At 41.7% G+C, this 23,290-nt stretch carries 21 protein-coding genes and 1 riboswitch; of the genes, 10 read left to right on the top strand and 11 right to left on the bottom strand.

Going from position 1 to position 23,290, the window contains the following annotated elements; genetic code table 11:
- Nucleotides 1-62: 62 nt before the first annotated feature.
- From NST81_RS16085 to NST81_RS16075, 3 genes are all read left to right on the top strand, one after another.
- Nucleotides 63-1,280, top strand: coding sequence for an ammonium transporter (locus tag NST81_RS16085; protein ID WP_270584257.1), 1,218 nt, complete (start codon nucleotides 63-65; stop codon nucleotides 1,278-1,280).
- Between the two features lie 25 nt (nucleotides 1,281-1,305).
- Entirely contained in the window at nucleotides 1,306-1,659 is a 354-nt protein-coding gene (locus tag NST81_RS16080) for a P-II family nitrogen regulator (protein ID WP_328203383.1), read from the top strand.
- 882 nt (nucleotides 1,660-2,541) lie between these two features.
- The gene (locus NST81_RS16075; protein WP_341030273.1) at nucleotides 2,542-3,738 is read left to right on the top strand and encodes an S-layer homology domain-containing protein; all 1,197 of its coding nucleotides are present in this window, start codon (nucleotides 2,542-2,544) and stop codon (nucleotides 3,736-3,738) included.
- 145 nt (nucleotides 3,739-3,883) lie between these two features.
- Here NST81_RS16075 and NST81_RS16070 read toward each other — a convergent pair whose 3' ends face one another.
- Nucleotides 3,884-4,372 carry a C40 family peptidase gene (locus tag NST81_RS16070; RefSeq protein WP_004439475.1) on the bottom strand — a complete coding sequence of 163 codons (489 nt, stop codon included), beginning with the start codon at nucleotides 4,370-4,372 and terminating at the stop codon, nucleotides 3,884-3,886.
- Between the two features lie 364 nt (nucleotides 4,373-4,736).
- Here NST81_RS16070 and NST81_RS16065 point away from each other — a divergent pair, with 364 nt between their 5' ends.
- Both NST81_RS16065 and NST81_RS16060 read left to right on the top strand, forming a co-directional pair.
- Nucleotides 4,737-7,946 (top strand): efflux RND transporter permease subunit, encoded by a 3,210-nt coding sequence (locus NST81_RS16065; RefSeq protein WP_341030271.1) that lies wholly within the window; start codon nucleotides 4,737-4,739, stop codon nucleotides 7,944-7,946.
- A gap of 483 nt (nucleotides 7,947-8,429) precedes the next feature.
- Nucleotides 8,430-10,217: a M3 family oligoendopeptidase gene (locus NST81_RS16060; protein WP_341030269.1), complete on the top strand. Its 1,788-nt coding sequence runs from the start codon at nucleotides 8,430-8,432 to the stop codon at nucleotides 10,215-10,217.
- A 107-nt stretch (nucleotides 10,218-10,324) separates the two neighbouring features.
- Here NST81_RS16060 and NST81_RS16055 read toward each other — a convergent pair whose 3' ends face one another.
- The 6 genes from NST81_RS16055 to NST81_RS16030 all read right to left on the bottom strand — a co-directional run bounded on the left by NST81_RS16055 (nucleotide 10,325) and on the right by NST81_RS16030 (nucleotide 15,771).
- Complete coding sequence (locus tag NST81_RS16055; RefSeq protein WP_004439467.1) at nucleotides 10,325-10,519, bottom strand: YbdD/YjiX family protein; 195 nt, start codon at nucleotides 10,517-10,519, stop codon at nucleotides 10,325-10,327.
- 4 nt (nucleotides 10,520-10,523) lie between these two features.
- Nucleotides 10,524-12,599: a carbon starvation CstA family protein gene (locus NST81_RS16050; protein ID WP_341030267.1), complete on the bottom strand. Its 2,076-nt coding sequence runs from the start codon at nucleotides 12,597-12,599 to the stop codon at nucleotides 10,524-10,526.
- 364 nt (nucleotides 12,600-12,963) lie between these two features.
- Nucleotides 12,964-13,713 (bottom strand): ABC transporter ATP-binding protein, encoded by a 750-nt coding sequence (locus NST81_RS16045; protein WP_048624167.1) that lies wholly within the window; start codon nucleotides 13,711-13,713, stop codon nucleotides 12,964-12,966.
- Nucleotides 13,710-14,477 (bottom strand): ABC transporter permease, encoded by a 768-nt coding sequence (locus NST81_RS16040; RefSeq protein WP_048624166.1) that lies wholly within the window; start codon nucleotides 14,475-14,477, stop codon nucleotides 13,710-13,712. Before NST81_RS16040 ends, NST81_RS16045 begins: the two co-directional genes overlap by 4 nt.
- Nucleotides 14,474-14,764, bottom strand: a complete 291-nt coding sequence (locus tag NST81_RS16035) for an MTH1187 family thiamine-binding protein (protein WP_048624165.1) — start codon at nucleotides 14,762-14,764, stop codon at nucleotides 14,474-14,476. Before NST81_RS16035 ends, NST81_RS16040 begins: the two co-directional genes overlap by 4 nt.
- Entirely contained in the window at nucleotides 14,761-15,771 is a 1,011-nt protein-coding gene (locus tag NST81_RS16030; protein ID WP_048624164.1) for an ABC transporter substrate-binding protein, read from the bottom strand. Before NST81_RS16030 ends, NST81_RS16035 begins: the two co-directional genes overlap by 4 nt.
- Nucleotides 15,772-15,910: 139 nt before the next feature.
- A riboswitch (TPP riboswitch) is annotated at nucleotides 15,911-16,020 on the bottom strand.
- A 226-nt stretch (nucleotides 16,021-16,246) separates the two neighbouring features.
- Here NST81_RS16030 and NST81_RS16025 point away from each other — a divergent pair.
- The 3 genes from NST81_RS16025 (at nucleotide 16,247) to NST81_RS16015 (ending at nucleotide 16,936) form a co-directional block, all read left to right on the top strand.
- Nucleotides 16,247-16,462 (top strand): DUF1659 domain-containing protein, encoded by a 216-nt coding sequence (locus NST81_RS16025; protein ID WP_004439433.1) that lies wholly within the window; start codon nucleotides 16,247-16,249, stop codon nucleotides 16,460-16,462.
- A gap of 21 nt (nucleotides 16,463-16,483) precedes the next feature.
- Nucleotides 16,484-16,702, top strand: a complete 219-nt coding sequence (locus NST81_RS16020; RefSeq protein WP_004439431.1) for a DUF2922 domain-containing protein — start codon at nucleotides 16,484-16,486, stop codon at nucleotides 16,700-16,702.
- Nucleotides 16,703-16,792: 90 nt separating this feature from the next.
- Entirely contained in the window at nucleotides 16,793-16,936 is a 144-nt protein-coding gene (locus tag NST81_RS16015; RefSeq protein ID WP_004439428.1) for a YvrJ family protein, read from the top strand.
- Between the two features lie 147 nt (nucleotides 16,937-17,083).
- Here NST81_RS16015 and NST81_RS16010 read toward each other — a convergent pair whose 3' ends face one another.
- Both NST81_RS16010 and NST81_RS16005 read right to left on the bottom strand, forming a co-directional pair.
- On the bottom strand, nucleotides 17,084-18,364 hold the full coding sequence (locus tag NST81_RS16010) for an ArsB/NhaD family transporter (protein ID WP_341030262.1): 1,281 nt from the start codon (nucleotides 18,362-18,364) through the stop codon (nucleotides 17,084-17,086).
- A 185-nt stretch (nucleotides 18,365-18,549) separates the two neighbouring features.
- Entirely contained in the window at nucleotides 18,550-19,884 is a 1,335-nt protein-coding gene (locus NST81_RS16005; RefSeq protein WP_341030259.1) for a hemolysin family protein, read from the bottom strand.
- A 447-nt stretch (nucleotides 19,885-20,331) separates the two neighbouring features.
- On the opposite strand from NST81_RS16005, the gene NST81_RS16000 reads away from it, so the two are divergent.
- Nucleotides 20,332-20,901 (top strand): FAD-dependent oxidoreductase, encoded by a 570-nt coding sequence (locus NST81_RS16000; protein WP_004439420.1) that lies wholly within the window; start codon nucleotides 20,332-20,334, stop codon nucleotides 20,899-20,901.
- Nucleotides 20,902-20,933: 32 nt separating this feature from the next.
- On the opposite strand, the gene NST81_RS15995 is transcribed toward NST81_RS16000, so the two are convergent.
- Entirely contained in the window at nucleotides 20,934-21,116 is a 183-nt protein-coding gene (locus tag NST81_RS15995) for an SE1832 family protein (protein WP_004439417.1), read from the bottom strand.
- Between the two features lie 129 nt (nucleotides 21,117-21,245).
- On the bottom strand, nucleotides 21,246-22,697 hold the full coding sequence (cls, locus tag NST81_RS15990) for a cardiolipin synthase (RefSeq protein WP_341030510.1): 1,452 nt from the start codon (nucleotides 22,695-22,697) through the stop codon (nucleotides 21,246-21,248).
- 393 nt (nucleotides 22,698-23,090) lie between these two features.
- On the opposite strand from cls, the gene NST81_RS15985 reads away from it, so the two are divergent.
- A complete protein-coding gene (locus tag NST81_RS15985) occupies nucleotides 23,091-23,234 on the top strand; it encodes an Lmo0850 family protein (RefSeq protein ID WP_156179267.1) in 144 nt (47 codons plus the stop codon).
- Nucleotides 23,235-23,290: the final 56 nt, after the last annotated feature.

Raw genomic sequence — 23,290 nt, 5'->3', positions numbered from 1 at the left:
ATGATAATAATACAGACATAATATGATAGAAAATATAACATAATAAAAAGGGGAGATGGGAAATGGATATCGCCACTTCTGCATTTATGTTTCTTGCTACGCTTCTTGTTTGGATTATGACACCTGGAATTGCATTATTTTACGGCGGAATGGTGAAAAGCAAGAATGTTTTAAGTACAACGATGCAAAGTTTCAGCTCTATCGCCATTGTTTCGATAATTTGGATTATAGCGGGTTATTCACTTGCTTTTTCCACTGGCGGAAATGCTCTTATCGGAAATTTAGATTGGGCGGGTCTGAAAGGAGTCTCTTTTAAGCCGAACCCGGATTATAGTTCTGATATTCCACATAATCTTTTTATGATGTTTCAGCTCACGTTTGCCATTTTGACAGTAGCGATTATTACAGGGGCTTTTGCGGAAAGGATGCGCTTCTCTTCTTATCTTATATTCATTACTTTATGGTCTTTGTTCGTTTATTCGCCTGTCGCTCATTGGGTGTGGGGCGTCGGCGGTTGGCTTCGCGAATTAGGTGTTCTTGATTTCGCCGGCGGGAATGTCGTTCATATTTCTTCAGGCGTCACAGGCCTTGTGCTGGCTATTGTATTAGGCAAACGTAAAGATGCGCAGAATACGACACCGCATAATTTGCCGCTTACCATTATGGGGGGAGCGCTCGTTTGGCTTGGCTGGTACGGTTTTAATGTCGGCAGTGCTTTGACCCTTAACGATGTAGCAATGATCGCTTTTATTAATACGAATACAGCGGCAGCTGCCGGTATTATTGGATGGGTAGTAGTGGAATGGCTGGTGAATAAAAAGCCGACGATGCTTGGAGCCGTTTCTGGCGCCATTGCTGGACTCGTAGCCATCACGCCCGCTTGCGGATTCGTAACACCGTTCGCTTCCATCATCATAGGACTTGTTGGAGGAGCCCTTTGTTTCTGGGGAGTTTCTTACTTAAAAGCAAAGTTAGGCTATGACGATGCTCTTGATGCATTCGGCTTACACGGAATCGGCGGTACTTGGGGAGGAATTGCTACCGGTTTGTTTTCCACCGTTTCTGTCAACTCTGCGGGGGTCAACGGATTGTTTTACGGCGGTGCCAGCTTGCTTTGGAAGCAGCTTGTAGCCATTGGCGCGACATATGTATTTGTTGCACTTGTTTCTTTTATCATTATTAAGGCAATCGGATTGGTCTTGCCGATTCGAGTGAACGAGGAAGAAGAAACGGTTGGGCTGGATATTACCATTCACGGTGAAAAGGCGTATCACGACTAATTTTTATAGGGGTGTGGTGTTTGTTATGAGTGATGTATTGACGAAAATCGAAATCATTACCCGTCCTACCAAATTTGACGAATTGAGACAGGCTTTGGCCAAAATAGGCGTCAGCGGCATTACCGTAACCAATGCGCTTGGGTGCGGATTTCAAAAAGGGTTTACCGAGCTGTACCGCGGCAAGAAAAAAGAAGTTGACATGCACGAACGAATTAAAGTAGAAATTGTCGTATGCGAGGTGCCTGTCCAACAAGTCGTAGATACAGCCAGAAGTGTTTTGAATACCGGCAAACCAGGCGATGGAAAAATTTTCATCTACGAATTGGCCGACGCCATCAAAATACGAACAGGAGACACAGGCTGCGCCGCACTCAATTAAAGGGGCCAGACCCTCATGGTGCATTAAAGTATTAATGTATAGAAGTTTTGGTTGAGTTGGTTGGATGTTCATCTTGCTTTTGGTTTGAACGTTTTGTCATAAACAAACAGGGACCGGATGTGTGATTCCGGTCCCTGTTTGTTTGTGGTTGGTAAAAGTGCAGTCAAATATGGTGAGGATACCATCGATGTGTAGTGTCCGTAACAAATATTTAAAGGAAGTGAGCGTAAGTTTCTGATCTGAGGGAGATGAACTTCATAGAAGCTTGTTACATTGAGGAGTATGAAAAACAAGGTAAAGTTCTTACTGTCGAAGAAGTTACAAAGTAAAAAATAAATAGATGGATAGAAAGACTGTACTCTTTTCTAACAAGAAGGTTTGTTTCGTTTGGAATGTTAAAGTGTTTCTAGTGAAGATTAGAGAGTTGATCCACTAACTACTCATTTCTGAACTTGTCTCAGTGGTAACTTCATTTCTTGTTGGTTTCGATTCACCGAGGCTAATATGGTTTGTTTATGCAACATTAGTGATGATGAGGCTGCAAATAATTATATATTCAGTAGAGAAACAGGGTGGGAAAAAATAATGATTACGATTAAAAGACAAACTCCTTTTTAAATAAGAGCATATTCATTGACATTACTATTACTAAAAAAATATGCTACAAAAAAATTGATTCATGACATGGACAAGAGTGAGAGAAGGACAGGAATTATTGGAAACATTCTCTTTATTTATTTTAATTATAAAAGTTTAAGATAAAAGTTTAATTATAAAATTAAAAATTTTTAAATTTTCGGTTGAACTGGCAGTTATTAAATGATATATAGTGAATTATAACTATTAAAAATGTACTAATTTTACTATGAAGGGGAGCTGGATGTGAAAAAAAGATTCCTAGTATTTTTCGTTTTTTTCTTACTTATAGGTAATTTGTATTTGCCCAATATACAAGTTCATGCGAGCACACAGTATTTAGATGTTCCAAATAATTATTGGGCAAAAAAAGAGATTGAATATTTGGCGAATACTGGTATCATCAAAGGATATAAAAACGGCAATTTTGGAATTAATGAGAAAGTCACTCGTTCTCAAGCCGCAACAATGATTGTTCGTGCGTTAAAACTAGATATGAGAAATCGTCCTAATCCAGGTTTTCAAGATGTACCAAAAAATTATCCTGCCTATAAAGAAATTGCTACAGCGGTTGATGAAGGTATTTTCAGTAAAAGCAGAAAGTTTTATCCAAACAAATCACTAACTCGCGCTGAAATGGCAAAAGTACTAGTAAATGCTTTTCACCTAAAATTTGAGCAAGATGTTAATTATAAAGATGTTAATCCTAGTAATTGGAGCGCAAAGTTTATTAGTATTTTATCTACAAATGGTATTGCAATCGGTTACACAGATTTAACGTTTAAAGGTAGTCAGCCAATAACTAGGTCCCATTTTGCTGTATTTTTAGCAAGAGTACTAAATGAAAACTTTCGACCAAAGATCATTATTTTTCCAAAAAGAATTGCTCCGGATGTGTACTATCCAATAGTCAAAGGAATTGGAAGTACGGCTGAGGAAAAGATTAATAACGCACTTTATCAAAAAGGATTGCAAGGGAAACAAGCCTATCAAGAAGTTCAAAAATCGAAGCAAGATTACTCGGATGACCCTTTTTCAAAATATTATACATATAACATGACTTATGAAGTGATGAGAAGTGATTCCCAGTTTATTAGTATTAAGTTCAATGATTATTCTTATATGGGAGGAGCTCATGGGTTATACGATTATACTAGCTATAACTTTGAGACAAGTTCCGGAAAACAATACCATACTTTAAAAGAGTACTTTGGCAATTCATCTGATTATGTAAGTGTTATTAATAATGAAATAAGGAAAAAAATATATCAACGACAATTGACTGACCCGTATTATTTTGAAAACTTTGACTCAATTGACCCTGAAACAGATCGCTTTTATTTAACAAATAAAGGAGTTGGAGTTTACTTCTCCTTATATGAATATACTTCATTCGCTGAAGGGATCCCTGAGTTTGTTATACCATATAGTTATTTTGAATGATAAAGGGGCCTGACCCCCATGGTGCATTAAAGTATTAATGTATAGAAGTTTTGGTTGAGTTGGTTGGATGTTCATCTTGCTTTTGGTTTGAACGTTTTGTCATAAACAAACAGGGACCGGATGTGTGATTCCGGTCCCTGTTTGTTTATTTTTGTGAAAGTATTCTAGCTCCGGATGCAAAATACGGTTTCCAATATTTTGCTCCGAGGGGTTGGATTTTTACGCCTTTGCTCGTTGCGGCGATAAATTGACTATTACCTAAATAAATTCCAACGAAAGAAACTTTTTTGCCGTCCAGTTTGAAGAATACAAGATCGCCAGGCTGGAGGTGATTATAGTCTACTTTTTGTCCTTGTTTAAATTGATCGGCCACTGTGCGCGGTAATTTCACATTTGCTGATTTTAAGTAAACATATTGTACAAAACCGGATGCATCAAATCCTTTTTCGCTTGTACCACCGTATTTATAAGGTTTTCCAACCAGTGTTTTGGCGTAAGCGGCAACTTTATCCCCTTTTACAGGAGCTGCAGCTTCTGCTTTGCTTGACAGAGGCGCCAAAAGGAAAGATACGGCCAGAGTCAAAGCGGCTGCAAGAGAAAACGCCCATTTAGATTTTGAAAGAACTGGAACCATCGTTATATTCAACCTCCTTAGGAAATAATGTACTCTAACGATTTTTATTATATTTATCTTTTTACAAAATTGCAATATAAATGTAATAAAAGTAACAAAACAACCAAAACATTCCTTTAAACATCCTTAATCGTGAATGGAAGAATCGAAAAGTGACAGATCAATAGAGATCAAATGAGGCCTGCCATTCATACAGTTTTATTTCAAATATATGGAAATTAAAATGAAAATGGTTTCATTTTAATCTTAAGGAATTATTCCTAATTCTTCCTTTCTATTCGTTGACGAATAGACACTAATCCAATTATGATAGTGTTAATATGAATAATGGATCATATATTATCCTAATAAAGGGGAAGAATCGATGAACAAAATTATTCACTTTGTGTTAAAGAACAAATTGGCAGTTTGGCTCATGACCATCATCGTGACGGTAGCAGGTCTGTATGCCGGACTAACGATGAAATTAGAAACAATTCCGAATATTAATACGCCTATTCTAACGGTAACGACCGCTTATCCAGGTGCAACCCCTGAAGAAGTGGCTGACAAAGTAACAAAGCCGATCGAGCAAGCACTTCAAAATTTAGACGGGGTGAACGTTGTCAGTTCTTCTTCCTTCGCAAATGCATCTTCTGTCCAAGTGGAGTATACATATGAGAAAAATATGGATGATGCTAAGAGAGAGGCGGAACAAGCCCTTTCTGATGTGCAGCTTCCTGATGGCGTCAAAAAACCTGACATCAAAAAGCTGAGCATCAATGAAATTCCTATTCTTTCGTTAAGCTTATCGAGTGACAAAGAATCGTTGTCGCAATTAACGAAAAAAGTACAAGAAGATATTGTGCCGAAGCTTGAAAGAATCGACGGAGTCGCGAATGTGCAAATAAGCGGACAACAAGTAAATGAAGTCCAAATCGACTTTAATCAGGAAAAACTGAAAAAGTACGGTTTGGATGAAGAATCCGTTCAAAACTTTATTAAAGGCTCCAATGTCTCTCTTCCTTTAGGATTATATACGTTTCATAACAGCGAAAAATCGGTCAAAGTAGACGGAAATATTTCCACCATTAAAGATTTAAAAAACATGGAAATTCCGATTGGACTATCGGCAGGAGCATCTATGGGAACCGGACAATCTTCCCAAGTGCAGCCGGGTTCATCTCAAGGTGGATTACAAGGCGCCGGGCAACAGTCAACCGCCGTCCGAGGACCGCAGCAAGGAAATGTTTCGTCGGCCGGTATTCCGACCGTGAAATTATCGGATATAGCTGATATCAAGCTAGTCGGAAAAGCGGAATCTTTTTCCCGCACAAACGGGAAAGAGTCGATCGGACTGGAAATTGTGAAAGCGGCTGATGCCAATACGGTGGATGTGGCGAATGCCGTTAAAGATAAAATGAATGAAATCAAAGGGAAAAACAAAGATCTTCACGTTATTACGGCAATGGATCAGGCTAAGCCTATAGAAGAATCTGTGCATACAATGCTCAATAAAGCTGTTTTCGGGGCAGTATTTGCGGTGCTTATAATTCTTTTATTCTTGCGAAATATTAAATCGACGCTCATTGCCGTTATTTCCATCCCGTTGTCTCTAGTCATCTCTTTGTTTGTTTTGAAACAAATGAATATCACACTCAACATGATGACTCTTGGGGCGATGACGGTAGCCATTGGACGGGTAGTGGATGATTCGATCGTTGTCATTGAAAATATTTACCGGAGAATGTCCTTAAAAGAAGAAATATTGAAAGGAAAAGAGCTAATCCGGGAAGCAACGAAAGAGATGTTTATTCCTATCATGTCATCCACCATTGTTACGATTGCGGTATTTCTGCCTCTCGCTCTTGTTAAAGGAATGATTGGCGAGCTGTTTTTGCCTTTTGCATTGGCGATCGTGTTCTCGCTGCTGGCTTCTTTGCTGGTTGCCATTACCATCGTGCCAATGATGGCGAGCATATTGTTTAAAAAAGGGATTCATCGTCCAGAACAGCTAAAGTCAGGACAACCTAATAAATTATCGTCCTTCTATAAACGGGTATTAAATTGGGTGTTAAATCATAAGTTTATTTCATCGGCAGTAGCCATTTTACTGTTGATCGGAAGTTTATGCTTGATCCCGGCCATCGGTGTCAGCTTCCTTCCGAATATGGGGGACAAAATGGTGGTGGCCACATACACGCCGGCTCCGGGCGAGACGTTTGCAGACGTCAAAAAAGTGTCGCTTAAGGCAGAGGATTATTTACGCGGTCGAAAAGGAGCGGAAATCGTTCAGTTTTCAGTGGGCAGCGATAATCCGATGAATCCGGGACAAAGCAACAGTGCCATTTTCTTTGTTCAATACGACAAAGACACAAAAAATTTTGATAAAGAACCGGATCGAGTGATTAAACACCTGCAAACTTTAGGTGGAAAAGGGGAATGGAGCACCCAAGATTTCTCAGCGAGCGCAGGCAATAATGAAGTAACGGTGTATGTTTACGGAAATGATATGAAAGAGATTACCCCTGTAGTTGATCAAATAGAAAAGAAAATGAAAGAGCAAGGGGATTTTAAAGACGTGGAGGCAAGTACGGCTAAAACGTACGATGAATATGTGCTCGCAGTAAACCAACAGAAATTAAGTCAATTAGGGCTGACAGCCAGCCAAATTGCGATAGCTCTGAATCAACAGAGCGATCAGCCGGCTTTAACCACTGTTAAAGAAAAGGGTCAAGAGCTCAATGTTTATGTGGAAAACAACAAGAAAAACTATCAATCTGTTCAAGATTTAACGAATCAAACAGTACAATCACCGCTTGGAATGGACGTTCCAATCAAACAACTCGTCAATGTGAAAGAAGGAAAAACATCCGATACGGTCACGCGCCGAGATGGACGTTATTCTGTTCAGGTGAGCGGAAAAGTGAAAGAGGACGATATTTCTAAAGCTTCCATGAATCTGCAAAAGAGACTTGATCAAATTCATCACCCGTCAAGCGTTGATATTTCAATGGGCGGGGTGACAGAGGATGTAAAAGATTCGTTTACGAAGCTTGGATTGGCAATGGCTGCGGCAATTGCGATTGTATATCTTGTTCTTGTGATCACTTTTGGTCAAGGTTGGGCGCCGTTTGTGATTTTATTCTCGCTGCCATTTGCGATCATTGGCGCTTTAGTGGCATTGTTCATTGCGGGACAAACCATCAGCGTTTCAACAATGATAGGTGCGCTGATGCTGATCGGAATTGTAGTAACGAACGCCATTGTTTTGATTGACCGAGTGATTCATAAAGAACGGGAAGGTCTCAGCACCAGGGAAGCGCTGCTGGAGGCGGGCGCCACTCGTATCCGTCCGATTTTAATGACAGCAATCGCTACGATTGGTGCATTAATTCCTCTCGCGATCGGTATGGAAGGAAGCGGATTGATCTCTAAAGATCTCGGCGTCACCGTCATTGGCGGATTGACAAGTTCGACGTTGCTGACATTGCTCATTGTTCCAATCGTCTATGAGTGGATGAGCAAATTGAGAAGAAAACGTTTTTTCAAACGTAAAAAGTCCGTCACTTCTGAGCAGATCGACCACGCATAAAATCGCTGATTCGAAAGGAGGTCTAGCGCCATTGGGCAGCTAGGCCTCTTTTTTTACCGGAAATTTTCTCTATACTGAATAGCCGCAATGGGATTTAAAAGGATGTTGAAGACTTTTTATGCCAAACTTGAGGATGATCGTATCAGTTTTCAAGAGAATTCGTGAACGATCAGTGATGAATGAGAACTCTTTTTTCTCAAATGAAAAGATACTGAGATTTGATCGATCTTCCATCGCTGTGGATATCATGAACCGCAGAGCTGGAAGATCCTTTTTTTTGATGATGGATAAAGTGTCTCCGGAATGAATTTGAGCGATTCTTCTGACGAAACGGATGCACGGCCATCTGCTGTTTAATTGCTTTATGAACGGTTGAATGTATCCATTGGAAAGTGCATCCATTTTTGAGCACAAGAGAGGAATTTTTTTCAAAAAAGGCGAATAATAATAAAGAATGTGGATTGACTAAGAGGAGGATAGGCAATGACAAATACATCTTATTCTGATGTATGGGATTTGAACTCTATATTTCCGGGCGGAAGTGAATCGCCTGATTTTCATCGATTTTTAGACGACTTAAAAGGGAAAGTGAACATATTTTCTGATATGGTTTCTAACGGTCAACCGTTGAAATCAGTGAATGAAAGCGAGAAAACTGCCTTTCTAAAATACATAGAATCTATCAAAAGTATATTGGTGGATTTGGAGGAAGCGGAGTCTTTTATCAGCTGCTTGGAAGCTGAAAATACATCCGATCCGAAAGCCGGAGCTTTGCGAAACGAACTAACATCCCTTGCTGCCGAGTACCAAACAAGCTTTGTGTTGTTTCAGCAGATTCTCAGCCAAACAAAAGAGGATGTTTGGGCACAGTTGGTTCAAGACGAATCTTTAAAAGAAATCGAATTTGTGCTGAATGAATGGCGCGAAGAAGCCCGTGAAAAGCTTTCAACAAAAGAAGAGGCTTTAATCGAGGCCCTCGCGGTTGACGGCTATCATGGCTGGGGACAGATGTACGATTCAATGGTCGGCGGCATGCAAGTGACAGTGGGGGGAAAGACGCTTTCGATCGGCCAGGCCAATAATCTGTTTTCTGAGCCGGACCGCAGCCTCAGAAAAGAAGCGTTTGAAAAGCTGGAAAAAGCATGGGAAGAAAAAGAAGGATTATTCGCCGATATTTTGAATCATTTGGCCGGATTTCGTTTAAATGTTTATCGAAAAAGAGGATGGGAGTCGTTCCTGAAAGAGCCTTTAGAGGGGAATCGCATGTCGAAAGCAACACTCGATGCGATGTGGAAGGCCATTGCGAAACATAAAGAACCATTTGTCCGCTACTTGCGTCGGAAAGCGGAGCTTCTTGGGGAGGAAAAGATCGCTTGGTATGACCTTGAAGCGCCCATTGCTTCTGCAGCAGAGAAACGATCTTATTCTGAAGGGGCCGCTTTTATCATTCGCCATTTTGCGAAATTCGGACCGAAGCTTTCGGCATTTGCCAAGCACGCATTGGAGTCTTCTTGGATTGAAGCGGAAGATCGACCCGGAAAACGTCCGGGAGGATTTTGCACCACTTTCCCGAAAACGGAAGAATCGCGCATTTTTATGACGTATTCTGGCACTCTTGAAAGTGTAGCGACCCTTGCTCATGAATTGGGGCATGCTTTTCACTCCGATGTCCTGCGGCCGCTCAATATTTTAAATCGCCAGTATGCCATGAATGTAGCAGAAACAGCTTCTACTCTTGCCGAAATGATTGTCTCTGATGCCGCCTTGCAAGAAGCGGAAACGAAACAAGAAAAAATCGCTTTGCTGGAAGATAAAGTTCAGCGCAGCGTTTCCCTGCTCATGAATATACATGCTCGCTTTCTGTTTGAAACTCGCTTTTATGAAGAACGCCAAAAAGGAGTCGTATCCGCGGAAAGATTAAATGCTTTGATGGAGGAGGCGCAGCAGGAAGCGTTCGGCGGCGCTCTCGGTGTGACCCATCCGCATTTTTGGGCTTCCAAGCTTCATTTTTATTTAACGTATGTACCTTTTTACAATTTTCCGTATACTTTTGGCTATTTATTGGCCTTAAACATTTACGCGAGGGCTTTGGAAGAAGGGGCGGAGTATGAAGAAAAATATATCGCTCTGCTTCGTGATACAGCGGTTATGAAAGTCGAAGATTTAATCAAAAAGCATTTAGGAGAAGATCCGACAAAAGAAGAATTTTGGGAAAAGGGGATCCGCCTCTGCATTCAAGACGTCGAAGATTTCTTGCAGTTAATAGAATAAAAAAGAGGGCCCCGTCCGCTGAACTACACCTCCAATTGTTCGTTGTGTCCAACAATTGGGGTGCAGTTCACCGCTTTGTATCGGCAACGGGGTCCTTTCTAAACAAGTCAGCAGCAGCGATTCACTTTGCCGCTTTCATATCGTTCTTTCAAGGCAAACAGATAATATTCTTTTTCAGACATTATCGGTTTGTCAGGATGCGCCTTTTGGTGATGCTCCAAGTACAATTCGTAGTTAGGAAGTCCAAAAATCGTTTTGATGTTGCATCTTGTTTTTTTGATCCATGTCCTTACTTTTTCCAAAATGTTAACCTCCGATCGAAGTGTTCGAATATTTGGATTGAACAAACGGAGCTTCTCTCAATTCAATCTTTTGCTTTTTGATGATAATGCTGTACCATACCCGGATGGAATCAAGAATCAATAGAATGACGATAGCGATAAAGATTGCTGTAATGACAGCATCTAGCCGGTCGTTAAATACAATCTGCTTCATGACATCCATATTGGGGGCAGGTGCCAGTACTTGACCTGCGTCAATGGCTTTTTGATAAATTTTTGCGTGCGCCAAAAAGCCGATAGCCGGTACAGATGAGAACAGCTTCATGAAGGCAGCAACCAATGTGGTGACGCACAAGAAAACGAAAGGCACGATTGTGACCCAGCTGTATTTGGCTTTGCCCATTTTAATAATTAACGTAGTTCCCACGGCCAGCGCGATCGCAGCAAGCATTTGGTTGGAAATTCCAAACAGCGCCCAAAGCGAGTTGATTCCTCCGAATGGGTCGATCGCTCCTTGATACGTAATGTAAGCCCAACAGAGCGTAATCAGTGCGGATGCAATGATATTGTACAAATAATGATCAGTTCGCCCGAACGGTTTATAAAAGTTGCCGATAAAATCTTGCAGCATGAAACGACCGATTCTCGTTCCTGCGTCAATGGTCGTTAAAATGAAAACCGATTCAAACAGAATGGCAAAGTGATACCAGAATGCTTTAGCCCCTGAAAGGAAATTCGTAAAAATTTCGGCCATTCCCACGGCCAGCGTCGGCGCTCCTCCGGTACGAGACATAATCGTCGCTTCTCCAATTTCTTTAGCCGCATTCGTAATTTCATCGGGGGTGATTTGGAATCCCCATGAAGAGATGACAGATGCGGCGTGAGCAGCGTCAGTTCCGATCACCGAAGCCGGAGCGTTCATGGCAAAATATAGTCCCGGATGGATAGCGCAGGCGGCGATCAAGGCCATAATGGCGACCCCTGATTCCATCAGCATGGCTCCGTATCCGATGGTGCGTGCATGGGATTCCTTTTCAATCATTTTAGGCGTCGTTCCCGAAGCAACGAGAGCGTGAAATCCGGAAACCGCCCCGCAGGCGATGGTAATAAATAAGAACGGGAACAAATTACCGGCAAAGACCGGACCTGAGCCGTCAATAAAACGGGACACCTTTGGCATTTGCAAATCAGGAAGAACGACAATGATACCGACAGCCAACAGTACGATGACTCCGATTTTCAGGAAAGAACTCAAATAGTCCCGTGGCGCCAACAGCAGCCATACAGGCAAAATGGAAGCGATAAAACCGTAAATCCCAATCATGATGGCAAGTTGAGGCGCTGTAAACGTAAACATTTTGGCTAAAACAGGAGACTCAGCCACAAACTGACCGCCCCAAAGCGCCAACATTAACAGAACGATTCCGAGCAGCGATCCTTCCAGCACTCGTCCCGGACGGATGAAGCGCATGTAGAGACCCATCAAAATGGCGATTGGAATCGTGGAAGCAATAGTGAAGACTCCCCAAGGGGAATTGACAAGCGATTTCACGACAACTAATGCCAGAACGGCGATGAGAATGATCATAATGGCAATAACGCCAATAGAAGCAATTAGCCCCCCAAAAGGACCTACCTCTTCTTTGGCAATTTGTCCAAGCGATTTTCCGTCACGACGCATGGACCCCATCAAAATCACGGCATCTTGGACAGCTCCACCGAGCACGACACCGATAATAATCCAAAGCATCCCCGGCAAATATCCCATTTGAGCTGCCAAAATTGGACCTACAAGAGGACCGGCCCCTGCAATAGCTGCAAAATGGTGGCCAAACAGCACCCACTTGTTGGTCGGAACAAAATCTTTTCCATCGTTGTGAATTTCAGCAGGAGTTGCCCGCTGATCATTCAGCGCAAAGATTTTATTGGCAATAAATTTACTGTAAAAACGATAAGCTACGGCGTAGCAGGATACTGCGGCTACTACTATCCAAGCGGCGGAAACGGTTTCATTATTGGCCAGCGCGAGAATGGCTAGCGCCGATGCGCCTAAAATGGAAACAGCCGTCCAAATGATAATAGAAATAATTCCGTTTTTCATAGAAGTACCTCCCTGTAGAAAGAAAATAATTTAAATATTCAATTTTAAATATATTCTAACTTTTTTGCTTCTTTTCTTCCAGATAAATTTTTCATTTTTTCAAGTTTTTTTGCTTCTGTTCTATAACAGTTCCATATTATGTAATATTAGGAAAATAGTTCTTTGGATAGATAGATCAAAAGGCGAGGAAATTCGTTTTCACCATGACCTGTATCGAAATAATTGGAAAAATTTGATTTGACTCTTCCATCAAAAGCGGCCATTCACCATGGTTTTAAAAAAACGAGAACAGCCATACAGGCTGTCCTCGTTTGGATAGCAATGCTCGGCACTTTTATGAAAGGACTCTCCGTCCATCGAGATCTCAAAATCCGGTCGTCTTTTCGCCTCGAAGAATTTCATAAATGTTTCTTTTCCAATCAAAAAATTCACTTTCCAAAAAAAGCGATGGCTGACGCGGTCTTGAAAATGGCACGGATATATCTGCCAGTATCCGTGCCGGCCGTTCGGAAAATATCAGAATTCGGTCCGATAAAAAAAGCGCTTCTTCAATATTATGAGTGATAAACAAAACCGTTCTTCGGTATTGCTCCCAAATCGACATCAACCACTTTTGCATTTCCAAGCGCGTAAATTCATCTAAAGCCGAAAAGGGTTCGTCTAAACACATAAGCGATTGCGGACTGATCAAAGCGCGCAAAAAAGAAGCTCTTTGCTGCATTCCACCGGATAGTTGATGGGGGTAGGATTTCTCGTGGCCTTCAAGACCGGCTGCCGCCAGCATGCTTCTAGCTTTTTCTACCTCTCTTTTTCCTGTCAGCTCTTGTCCAAGAAGCACATTATCCAGCAAGTTTCTCCATGGAAGGAGAGAAGGATGTTGAGGCATAAAGCTTACGTGTCCTTTTTGACCGGTGATGTTTTTTCCGTCCAACACAATCTCTCCGCTGTCTGGCACGATAATGCCTCCGATTAAATGAAAGAGAGTGCTTTTCCCGCTTCCCGAGGGCCCTAATATGGATACAAATTCCCCTTTTTGGAGGGAAAAGGAGAGATCCTGGATAACCGGCTTGTCTTCAAAGCTTTTATATACATGTTTCACTTCCAAGTGGGTCATCTTTTATCGTCTCCTTTCGGCTGCCATTTCATCAGCCTCTTTTCCAACAGGACGATGGCAAGAAAGAAGAGGAGGCTCAATGCCATAATAACAAATATCGCGACAAACACTTTTTCCGTTTGAAAAGAGGAGGAAGCAATCGTCATGAAGACGCCGATCCCTTCTTGAGCGCCGATCCATTCCGAAACTACTGCTCCCATTACGCTGTAGGCAGCGGAAATTTTTAATCCGGAAAAAATGGACGGAAGGCTTCCGGGAAGCTCCAGTTTTAAAAATAATTGCGATTTCGTAGCACCGGCCATTTCCATATAATACCTCAGCTCATGCGGCACTTGCCTAAAACCGTCCAGAGCAGCGACGGCCACGGGGAAGAAGCAAAAGAGTGTAATAATAATGATTTTCGGAAGAATTCCAAACCCGAACCAAATTACGAGCAAAGGCGCCAATACAATGATCGGGATATTTTGAGACAAAATCAGAAACGGATATACCGCTTCCTTAAGTTTTGGCAGCAAATGAAGACAAACGGCAGCTAAAAAGCCAAACCCGCAGCCGATCAAATAGCCGGTTAACGATAGTTTTACAGTAGCGATAAAATGCGGAAGAAAATCCGGAAAAACTTTCACTCCAGTTTTGACAATGGCGGAAGGGGCGGGCAGCAGCCAGTTGGGAATATTCACGAGCCGGGCTATCGTTTCCCAGACAGCTAAGAAAAGGAGGAAGATCGCAACAGAGCGACCTCCCTTTGAAAAAATGCGTTTCATCGATATTTCTCCGTCAATTCATCCATGGTAATCCCATCTGGCCGAAATAAAATCTTCACCTGTGAAATGACGCTTGGACATCCTGCTTCCACCATTTTTTCATTCATTTTTTGAATAATGGGAAGTAAATCTTCCAAGTTTCCTTCCATTGTCGTTTCCAGCGGATGGACTTCATATTTCACTCCTGAGTTGGCTATCACTTCTATCGCTTCATCCACATAGGGGATCACGTCTTCTCCATTTTTGGTATGGGGAATGATTTGAATACTGACTAATGAATTGCTCATTTTTCTCCTCCTTTTGCATTCGGCAAGAATTGATTTGTGAAGGCTTTTTGGACGTCAATTCGCTTGTCTAATACGTGATGGTCGTACATCCAATCAGCGTAGTTTTCCCAAACTTCTTTCTTTTGCTCTCCCCAGCGTGGAGCATCATCTTGATATCTTGGGGAAAGCCATTCTTGGCTTTTCATGACGAGCTTTTTATCCAAATCGGGAGCTCCTTTTAACAACAAATTGGCCGCTTCTTTTGGATGGTCGATGGCATACGTATAGCCTTCAGAAACAGCAGCCATAAATTTTTTGGCGATATCGGGCTGGGTTTGAATCAGTTTTTCGTTCGTGATGATGACAGGGGTGTAGTAATCTAGTTTTTTGGAAAAATCCTTCAAATACAACATGTTGAGTTTTTCCCCTTTTAATTCGGCGTCGATTCCTTCCCATCCGTAAAAAATCCAGGCAAAGTCAACATCCCGTTTTACAGCGGTTAAAAAGTCGGTATTACCGATATTGAGAAATTTCACTTTGTTAACATCAGCTTTTTGCAGCTGCATGATCGATTGTATAACCGCTTTTTCAACAGGAGATCCCCAGCTGCCGTATGTTTTTCCTTCAAAGTCTTTCGGTGATTGGATATGCTTTGCTACAGGAGAAGCAAATCCGGATGTATTATGCTGGATCACAGCTGCGATGGATACGAGCGGAATCCCTTGTGCACGCGCTTGTGTTACCTCTTCTTGCGAGCTGATCCCAAATTGAGCTTTTCCGGAAGCTACCAGTTGATTCGGTCCGCTTTCTCCCGGCTGCAAAATCGTGACATCAAGACCGTGCTTTTGGAAAAATCCTTTTTCTTTCGCCACGTAAAGACCGGTGTGGTTGGTGTTGGGCGTCCAGTCAAGTACAACAGACACTTTTTTTACATCTTTCGTGTCTTTGGCTGTTTGATCTTTTCCCCCTTGTTGGCCACAGCCGGCAAGAAGAAAAACAGCCGACAGAGCAAGAAGCCATTTTTTCATTTTTGTTCCTCCTAATCTATTTTTTAAGATGTTGAACCGCAATCAGGCAAAAGTCAATCTTTTCATGGAGGCAAATGGGAACAAAAGAAAAGCGTCCGGGTTGATCCCGAACGCCATATTTTCAAACAAGAAAAAACCGCCTGTTTGAGAATATGTTCCCTACGCTGGCATCAACCAGATCAGGTTCGAAGGGTCAGCATCTAGCGGATGCTTTCTCAGCCGGCACTACCGGCTCCCCTACAAATTCTCATCTTGGACCTATCAGCGCAAGATTCAACTTTCCGCTGATTGTGGTTACGTTATTCCATTTTCTATTTTTTAGTATGACTGAAAAATCTTTTCTTGACAAGGGGTTTAAACAGAAGAGTGCATATGCCGCGTTTTGAGTTTTCAGAGTTTTAGAGAGATAGAGTTACTTGCACGGTGTCTTGTCCGGTCATTTTTTTCTATATAAGGAGTGAAAGGAGGGGAGAACATGGCAGAAGCTAATTTGAAAGCATCGAGTTTGCGGTTGGTGTTCGATTATGGTTTGGATGAAAAAGGAAAGCCGGTTTATAAAGCGAAGACTTTTTCCAACATCCGGTTGGAAGCGACACCGGATCAGTTGAGCCAAGCTGCCAATGCTTTAGGTTCGTTGTCGGATAAGCCGCTTGTGAGAGTCGAACGCAGTGATCAGTCGGACATTTTGTAATGAATGAAGGAGGGGAGAAATATGGCTAAAACGCTTGAACTGCAGTTTAAAACGGAACTTGGGAAAACAGCGTCCATTACGGTGGACAGTCCGAAAGAAACGCTCAGTCCTGCAGAGATGAAAATGGCCATGACCAGCATCATCGCGGCTAACATTTTCCAAACGCCAAACGGTTCATTGGTTGGAATCCAAGGTGCGCGGTTGGTAGAACGTAATACTACTGACTATTCACTTGAGTAATTTCCGGTCCATCCATGATGAATGATCCCGTATGATAGGTTCATGCGGGATCATTCTTTCCGAACATTGACGAAGAATAGGAGGGGGAAAATGGAACAATTACTTTCATTCATCCAAGATGTAGGGTTTCCGATCGTGGTGACATTTTATCTGTTGTATCGTGTGGAGACGAAGCTGGATGACGTTATCCATTCGATTCAAACCCTCCCCGAACGGATGCGGATGAAAGCTTAGCCTTAAACCGATTCCATTCCAATGGCAGAGCCCTGCGCCTTTGAATCTATTGGTAGAGGCCGGGGCTCTTGTCTTTCAACGACATCAAAAGGGACAACAGAACCCTCCTGTTTTGATAGGAAAAGATGTGCCGGCTTCTCTTTCGGTCTACCATAAATAACGAAGATAAATATAGACGCTTGAGATAAGAATCGAAATAAGCATAAGCGGAAATCCGATTTTTAAAAACGAAGTGAAGGTGATTTTGACGCCTAGTTGGGCGGCAAGACCGGCTACGATTAAGTTGGCGCTGGCGCCGATCAACGTACCATTTCCGCCAAGACAGGCACCAAGAGATAAACTCCACCACAGCGGTTCGAGATTCTTAATTCCCAAATCGCCCATCGTTTGGACAAGCGGGATCATGGTGGAAACGAAAGGAATATTATCGACAAACGCCGAAACAATCGCGCTTAGCCATAAAATCAAAAACGATGCGATCGTCACATTCCCGTCGGTTATTTCTATCGCCTTTTTGCCGAGTGCGGAAATAAGTCCTGTTTCGACCAGCCCGCCCACAATGACAAACAGTCCTATAAAGAAGAAAAGGGTTGTCCACTCCACCTTTTTCAAAGCTGATTCCAAATATTCTCCTCCCGTCCATAACAACAGTATGAAAGCTCCTAACAGAGCGATCACGGCTGTTTCAACATGCAGAAGCGGATGGAAAAAAAAGCCGACAATCGTGATAAGCAGGACGGACAAACATTTTTTCAAAAGTACTGCATTGGTTATTTCTTTTTTTTCATCCAAAGCGAGCAGCTTTTCTTTGAGAACTGCCGAGGTGGTGAGCTGTTTTCGAAACAAAAAGGCGAGAATGGCGATCGTAACGAGCAACACAAGGAAACAGACGGGGGCCAAGTTATTCATAAAGGACAGAAAGGTTAATTCCTTAACGGCGCTTCCGATCATCATGTTCGGCGGATCGCCGATTAATGTGGCGGTTCCGCCGATGTTGGAAGCGAACACTTCTCCTAATAAATAAGGAACCGGGTTGATTTTCAAGCGGTTCGTAATGTTGAAAGTCATCGGCACGATTAAAAGCACCGTTGTCACATTGTCCAAGAATGCGGAACCGAAAGCTGTAATTAAGGAAAGGATAATAAGCAATTTGATTGGATCTGCCTTCACTTTTTTGGCCGACCAAATGGCAATGTAATGGAACAAGCCTGTCTCTGAGGCAATCGATACTATGACCATCATGCCAATCAACAATCCGATCGTATTAAAATCAATATGATCAATGGCCTGCTCCTGTGTCAATACGCCAAATACAATCATCAACAATCCACCGATTATAGCAACAATGGTTCGATGAAATTTTTCTAGAATAATAAAAATATAGGTAATGATAAAGATGCTCAATGCAATGATAGCTGCTTGGCTCAACGTATATCCCACCTATTCAACCACTCTTCAAAATTCTTTCCATAATAAAAATACTACTCCTATGCATTTGAAAATACAATTCATTTTGTGCGGAATTTTTCTATTTTTTAAAAAACAGGACTTCATCGTGTCTATGTATACATAAAGAGGTCCTGACCCAAAGGCAGAACCTTTCTCTATATGACTTATGAAAAATCTTCCGTTTGATGATCCGGTTCGTCCGTTTTTTTCGTGATTAAAATTTTATCTACACGGACATCGTCCATATCGATGACTTCCAGTGTCAAATGTTCAATATCGATTTTATCTTTGACGGCGGGAATTTTTCCTAAATAAAGAATCATAAAGCCGCCGATCGTATGATAGGAGATTTTGGATTCAATATCAGGAAGCTCTTCGATATCAAAATACCGTTTAAAATCTTCTATGCTGACAAGCCCGTCAGCAAGCCAAGTATGGTCATCCCGTTCTATAATTTTCGGTTCATCGGGGTCGTCTTCCCCGGGAATATCCCCAATCAGTTCCTCCATAATGTCATGGAGAGTGATCAGCCCTTCAATTCCTCCGTATTCATCAATGACGATCGCCTCGTTGCGGCCTTCTTTTTTCATCGCTTCCAAGGCATGATACACTTTCATTGGCTCTGGGAGGAAAAGAGCGGGCCTTAATATGCTATGTAAATCAATCGGTTCTTGGCTCAAGCTTTGAGTGAGCAAATCTTTCGTGTGGATCATTCCGGCAAAGTTATCTAAATCTCCGTTTCCTGCCGGATAAATGGAATGGCCTCCTTCAATGATTTTTCTCAAATTGATTTCTAACGGATCTTCCAAGTCGATCCAAGTCAACTGAGTGCGGGGCGTAAAAATATCATTTAAACGCAAATCGCCTAAATTAAATACTTGCTCCACAATTTCATGTTCTACTTCTTCTACGATTCCGCTTGATACACCTTGTTCAATCATGTGCCGAATTTCCTCTTCCGTAACCGAACGGGTCGGCATCAATTGAATGTGAAACATCTTTAGAACAAAACGAGACAGAAAAGTAAAACAGCGCACAATCGGTTTGGTTATTAGTGCTAGCCAATACATTCCGTTGGCAAGAGCAATGGCCGTTTTTTCAGGATGATTTAATGCGACTCTTTTCGGAACCATTTCTCCAAAAATAATGGTCAGCAATGCAATCAAAACGATCACGAGAACATAACTGATGAGATCGATATATGGCATAGACGGGAAAACGGCGAAAAGCCAGCGAGAAAGCTCTTTAGCAATAGATATGCTGCTGATGGCGCCAATCGTCATCTCAATCAAGGTCAGACAAATTTGAATCGAAGATAACAGCTGATTTGGTTCTTTTGCTATCCGAAAGGCCCTCTTCGCTTTTTTTGCACCTGATTTCGCTTTTTCTTCCAATTCCGATTTGCGTAAAGCGACAATGGCCGTTTCCATCATGGACAAAATTCCGTTCATGAAAATGAGCAATAAAATGATGATCATGGAAGTCCATATCCTATCCAATGCGTATTCACCTTTCTTCTGTAAGAAATACAAGGTCTACTTTGAACATACACAAACTTTTCCAAAAAGTACAATAGAATGATTATTCAGTGTGGACCATCCAACTTGCTGTAGAACGATTTTTGTCATAAATATTGGCTCTGACAGCAAGGGATCATGTTTGGAGAAAGCATTGGTGAAACATGTATAACCAACGATTTTGTGCTGCTTGGCTCCATCATCTTCTCGTTGATTTCCGTAAAAGTAAGCGATTGATGATAGAAAAAGTCCATAAGTGTTTATTTCATTAGTATGGAATTTTCGACTGCAAACAAAACATTCCACACCCATTTTCCCGAAAAAAAACGGAATCGTTTTCGTTCGGATGAAAAGTTTAGAAATTTTGAAAAATACCACCGGCAATGTCATAATAAAAATGGAGGAATGAAAGGAAAAGGGGATGAAAACATGTTTGAAATTGCCATTATCGGCGGAGGCCCTGCCGGCGGAAGTGCTGCTCTTTTTACCAGCAAAGCCGGAAAAAGGACGTTGGTTATTGATAACGGGAAAAGTGTAACCAAAAGAGCGTGGATTGAAAACCATTACGGTGTTGCGGAAATAACGGGACCGGATTTAGTAGAAATCGGTCGAAAACAATCAGAAAAATTTGGTGCGGAATGGGTGGAAGCGGAAGTAACAGACGTGAAGAAAACAGACAATGGTTTTGAAATTGTGACAGAGAAAGGCCGCTACGAAGCGAAACAATTGATTATTGCTACCGGAATGCTGACGAAGATTGCCGAAACGCTTGGATTAAAGGTGAAAGCAGGAACGGAACCACGCGTCAAACAGATCATTGAGACGGACGGTCAAGGGCGGACTAGCATGGAAGGTGTCTGGGCAGCCGGAGTTGCGGCAGGGACAAGCGTTCATACAATTATCACTGCAGGCGACGGAGCCAATGTGGCGATTAATGTCTTGAGCGAGATGAACGGCGAGCGCTATGTCGACCACGATGTATTAAAATCGTCGAAATAAAAAAGTTGACTCCACTAGGGGTCAACTTTTTGTCATTCTTCGCATTTTAACAACTGTTCATTCAAATATTTAAGCTGGTCTTCCATTTGTTTTAACATCTTTTCCGCATTGGAGACGCTTTGGCCTGTAGATTCCAGTTTTTCTATATCGCCTTGAATACGGATATAATCCATCTTGATTTCTTTTATGGCATATTCAATGTCGGCCCGTTTCAATGTCGCCCCTCCCGATCAATCGTTATTCCCATTATATAGAAATTGAGATGAGATTGCTATCTTTATTTTTTTATCAAATAGGCCAAACACGGCAGAGATGGAAGCGGACGACAACAGAAAACAACAGCCTTATAAAATTGGTGAGAGCAGGCGCGAAATCGATTCTTTAAAGCGAATTCTGAGAGGACGTAATTGATAACGATCAATCGTTAATTCTTGGCATTTCGTTAAATCTTGCTTGAAAAATTCCGATAGGTTTTGAGCTGTTTCTTCATGATAAATAAAGGCATTGACTTCGAAATTTAACCGGAAACTTCGGACGTCAATGTTCGCTGTTCCAACGGAGCTGATCTTTTCGTCTACGATAATCGTTTTAGCATGAATAAAGCCATTTTCGTAAATGTAGACTTTTGCTCCAACTTTCAATAGCTCCCCGATATAAGAAAGGGTCGCCCAATAAACAAAAATATGGTCAGGTTTGTTAGGAATCATGATGCGAATGTCTTTGCCAGACAAAGCGGCGATTCTAAGAGCGTCGAGTAAACTGGCATCAGGAATAAAATAAGGAGTCTGAATGTAGATTGATTTTTCGGCATTGGAAATCATTTTGATATAGCCGTTTTTAATGGCTTCCCATTCCGAATCAGGACCGCTTGTCACGATTTGAATGGGGATTTGTCCGGCCGGACGGGATTCCGGAAAATACCGGTCTGAATATTGGATATCGTAGCGTGTCGGCGCCGCTTGATTCCAATCCAGGATGAAGCGTGTTTGAATCGCATGAACTGCTTTTCCGGTAATTCGTAAATGTGTGTCACGCCAGTAGCCAAATTTGGGATTCAATCCTAAGTATTCATCCCCCACGTTAAACCCGCCGACATACCCAATTTTCCCATCGATAATGACCAATTTTCTATGATTGCGGTAATTTAATCGTAAATTAATTAAAGGTATGCGGGACGGGAAAAACACTTCCACTCGGCCTCCGGCGGCTATTAAATGACGGAATGATCTTTTCGACAACCGCCTAGACCCCATTGCATCATAAAGAATTCTAACTTCGACTCCTTCTTTCGCTTTTTTTGTTAAAAGCTGAATCAGCTGTTTTCCGATGTGATCGGCACGGAAAATGTAATATTGAAGATGAATGTGGTCTTTTGCTTTGGCGATGTCTTTTAGTAATGCCTCAAATTTTTCTTGGCCGTCAACAAATATGTCTATATCGTTGTCTTGAGTGAGCACCGCGTCATTGTTGATAAGATGCATGTAAATTAAATCGCGGTTTTTTGCGGCATGTGGATCGCAAAAATCAAATCGGTCTTCTTTTAAAGCAGCGATTTGCTGGTCAATCATTTTTTCTATCCCGATTTTTTTAATATCATCCCAATCAAACAATCGGCGTCTTGTTAAATTTTGTCCAAAGATTAAGTACAGAATAAATCCTACGAGAGGGATAAAAAACAATACTAACAGCCATCCCCACGTAGCGCTTGGTTCCTTCCTTTCCAAGAAAATAATGACGCCAGCAAAAAGGATATTCAGAAGAAACAAGAGAATTAATAAAATTGCCAATATTTCCATATTCATCCCCGCCAACTTCCAGCTATTGAATTGGTTATTCTTCATCCCTGTTTTAAATGGAAATAGCAGCAGCCATCTTGTATAAAGAAGGGGACACTTTATACTTAGCATATTTTATCAGTATATTCCTTTGTTTGCTATAACGATACCTTATTTTTCTTTTTGTTTAGGAAAGGATTCGATGATTTTTCATTAAATGATAAGAATTTATTAAGGAAACTGTACTATCATGGTTTGCAAGAGGACCGCCGCTTTAAATGCAAGGATGGGGGAGGGATGATGGGCTGTTAAGAAGAGGAGATAAAGGTCAATATTTTTTCAAAAAAAAGATGAAACTGTTTGCCGTTTGATTCGTAGAAAAAGTATAAACTTCAAAATGAAGAGGTGTCTGTTGTGGTGAAGGACAGTGAGCGGATCGCAAGAGTAATCAACAAGCTTTCCAGTTTGGGCGTTAAAGTAACGAAAACGAAGTCTCGCTTGGATTTGTTCCGAGCTCTACAAGGATATAAAGATATCAGAGGAATTGTAAAGTTGTAAAGGTGTTTACATAGTTTAGTATGCGCGTATAAAAAAATCCACCTTATGATTGAATG

The organism is Bacillus sp. FSL W8-0223 (assembly GCF_038006805.1).
GTDB classification, from domain to species: domain Bacteria; phylum Bacillota; class Bacilli; order Bacillales; family DSM-4216; genus Bacillus_O; species Bacillus_O smithii.
This window is presented reverse-complemented; position numbering and strand designations above follow the sequence as displayed.

Bases quoted from the DNA above. Each gene is read 5' to 3' on its own strand.
- NST81_RS16050 (WP_341030267.1), bottom strand. From the start codon at position 12,599: ATGAAAAACGGAATTATTTCTATTATCATTTGGACGGCTGTTTCCATT.
- NST81_RS16085 (WP_270584257.1), top strand. From the start codon at position 63: ATGGATATCGCCACTTCTGCATTTATGTTTCTTGCTACGCTTCTTGTT.
- NST81_RS16000 (WP_004439420.1), top strand. From the start codon at position 20,332: ATGTTTGAAATTGCCATTATCGGCGGAGGCCCTGCCGGCGGAAGTGCT.
- NST81_RS16070 (WP_004439475.1), bottom strand. From the start codon at position 4,372: ATGGTTCCAGTTCTTTCAAAATCTAAATGGGCGTTTTCTCTTGCAGCC.
- NST81_RS16045 (WP_048624167.1), bottom strand. From the start codon at position 13,713: ATGACCCACTTGGAAGTGAAACATGTATATAAAAGCTTTGAAGACAAG.
- NST81_RS16080 (WP_328203383.1), top strand. From the start codon at position 1,306: ATGAGTGATGTATTGACGAAAATCGAAATCATTACCCGTCCTACCAAA.
- NST81_RS16040 (WP_048624166.1), bottom strand. From the start codon at position 14,477: ATGAAACGCATTTTTTCAAAGGGAGGTCGCTCTGTTGCGATCTTCCTC.
- NST81_RS16015 (WP_004439428.1), top strand. From the start codon at position 16,793: ATGGAACAATTACTTTCATTCATCCAAGATGTAGGGTTTCCGATCGTG.
- cls (WP_341030510.1), bottom strand. From the start codon at position 22,697: ATGGAAATATTGGCAATTTTATTAATTCTCTTGTTTCTTCTGAATATC.
- NST81_RS16035 (WP_048624165.1), bottom strand. From the start codon at position 14,764: ATGAGCAATTCATTAGTCAGTATTCAAATCATTCCCCATACCAAAAAT.
- NST81_RS16060 (WP_341030269.1), top strand. From the start codon at position 8,430: ATGACAAATACATCTTATTCTGATGTATGGGATTTGAACTCTATATTT.
- NST81_RS16030 (WP_048624164.1), bottom strand. From the start codon at position 15,771: ATGAAAAAATGGCTTCTTGCTCTGTCGGCTGTTTTTCTTCTTGCCGGC.
- NST81_RS16020 (WP_004439431.1), top strand. From the start codon at position 16,484: ATGGCTAAAACGCTTGAACTGCAGTTTAAAACGGAACTTGGGAAAACA.
- NST81_RS16065 (WP_341030271.1), top strand. From the start codon at position 4,737: ATGAACAAAATTATTCACTTTGTGTTAAAGAACAAATTGGCAGTTTGG.
- NST81_RS16025 (WP_004439433.1), top strand. From the start codon at position 16,247: ATGGCAGAAGCTAATTTGAAAGCATCGAGTTTGCGGTTGGTGTTCGAT.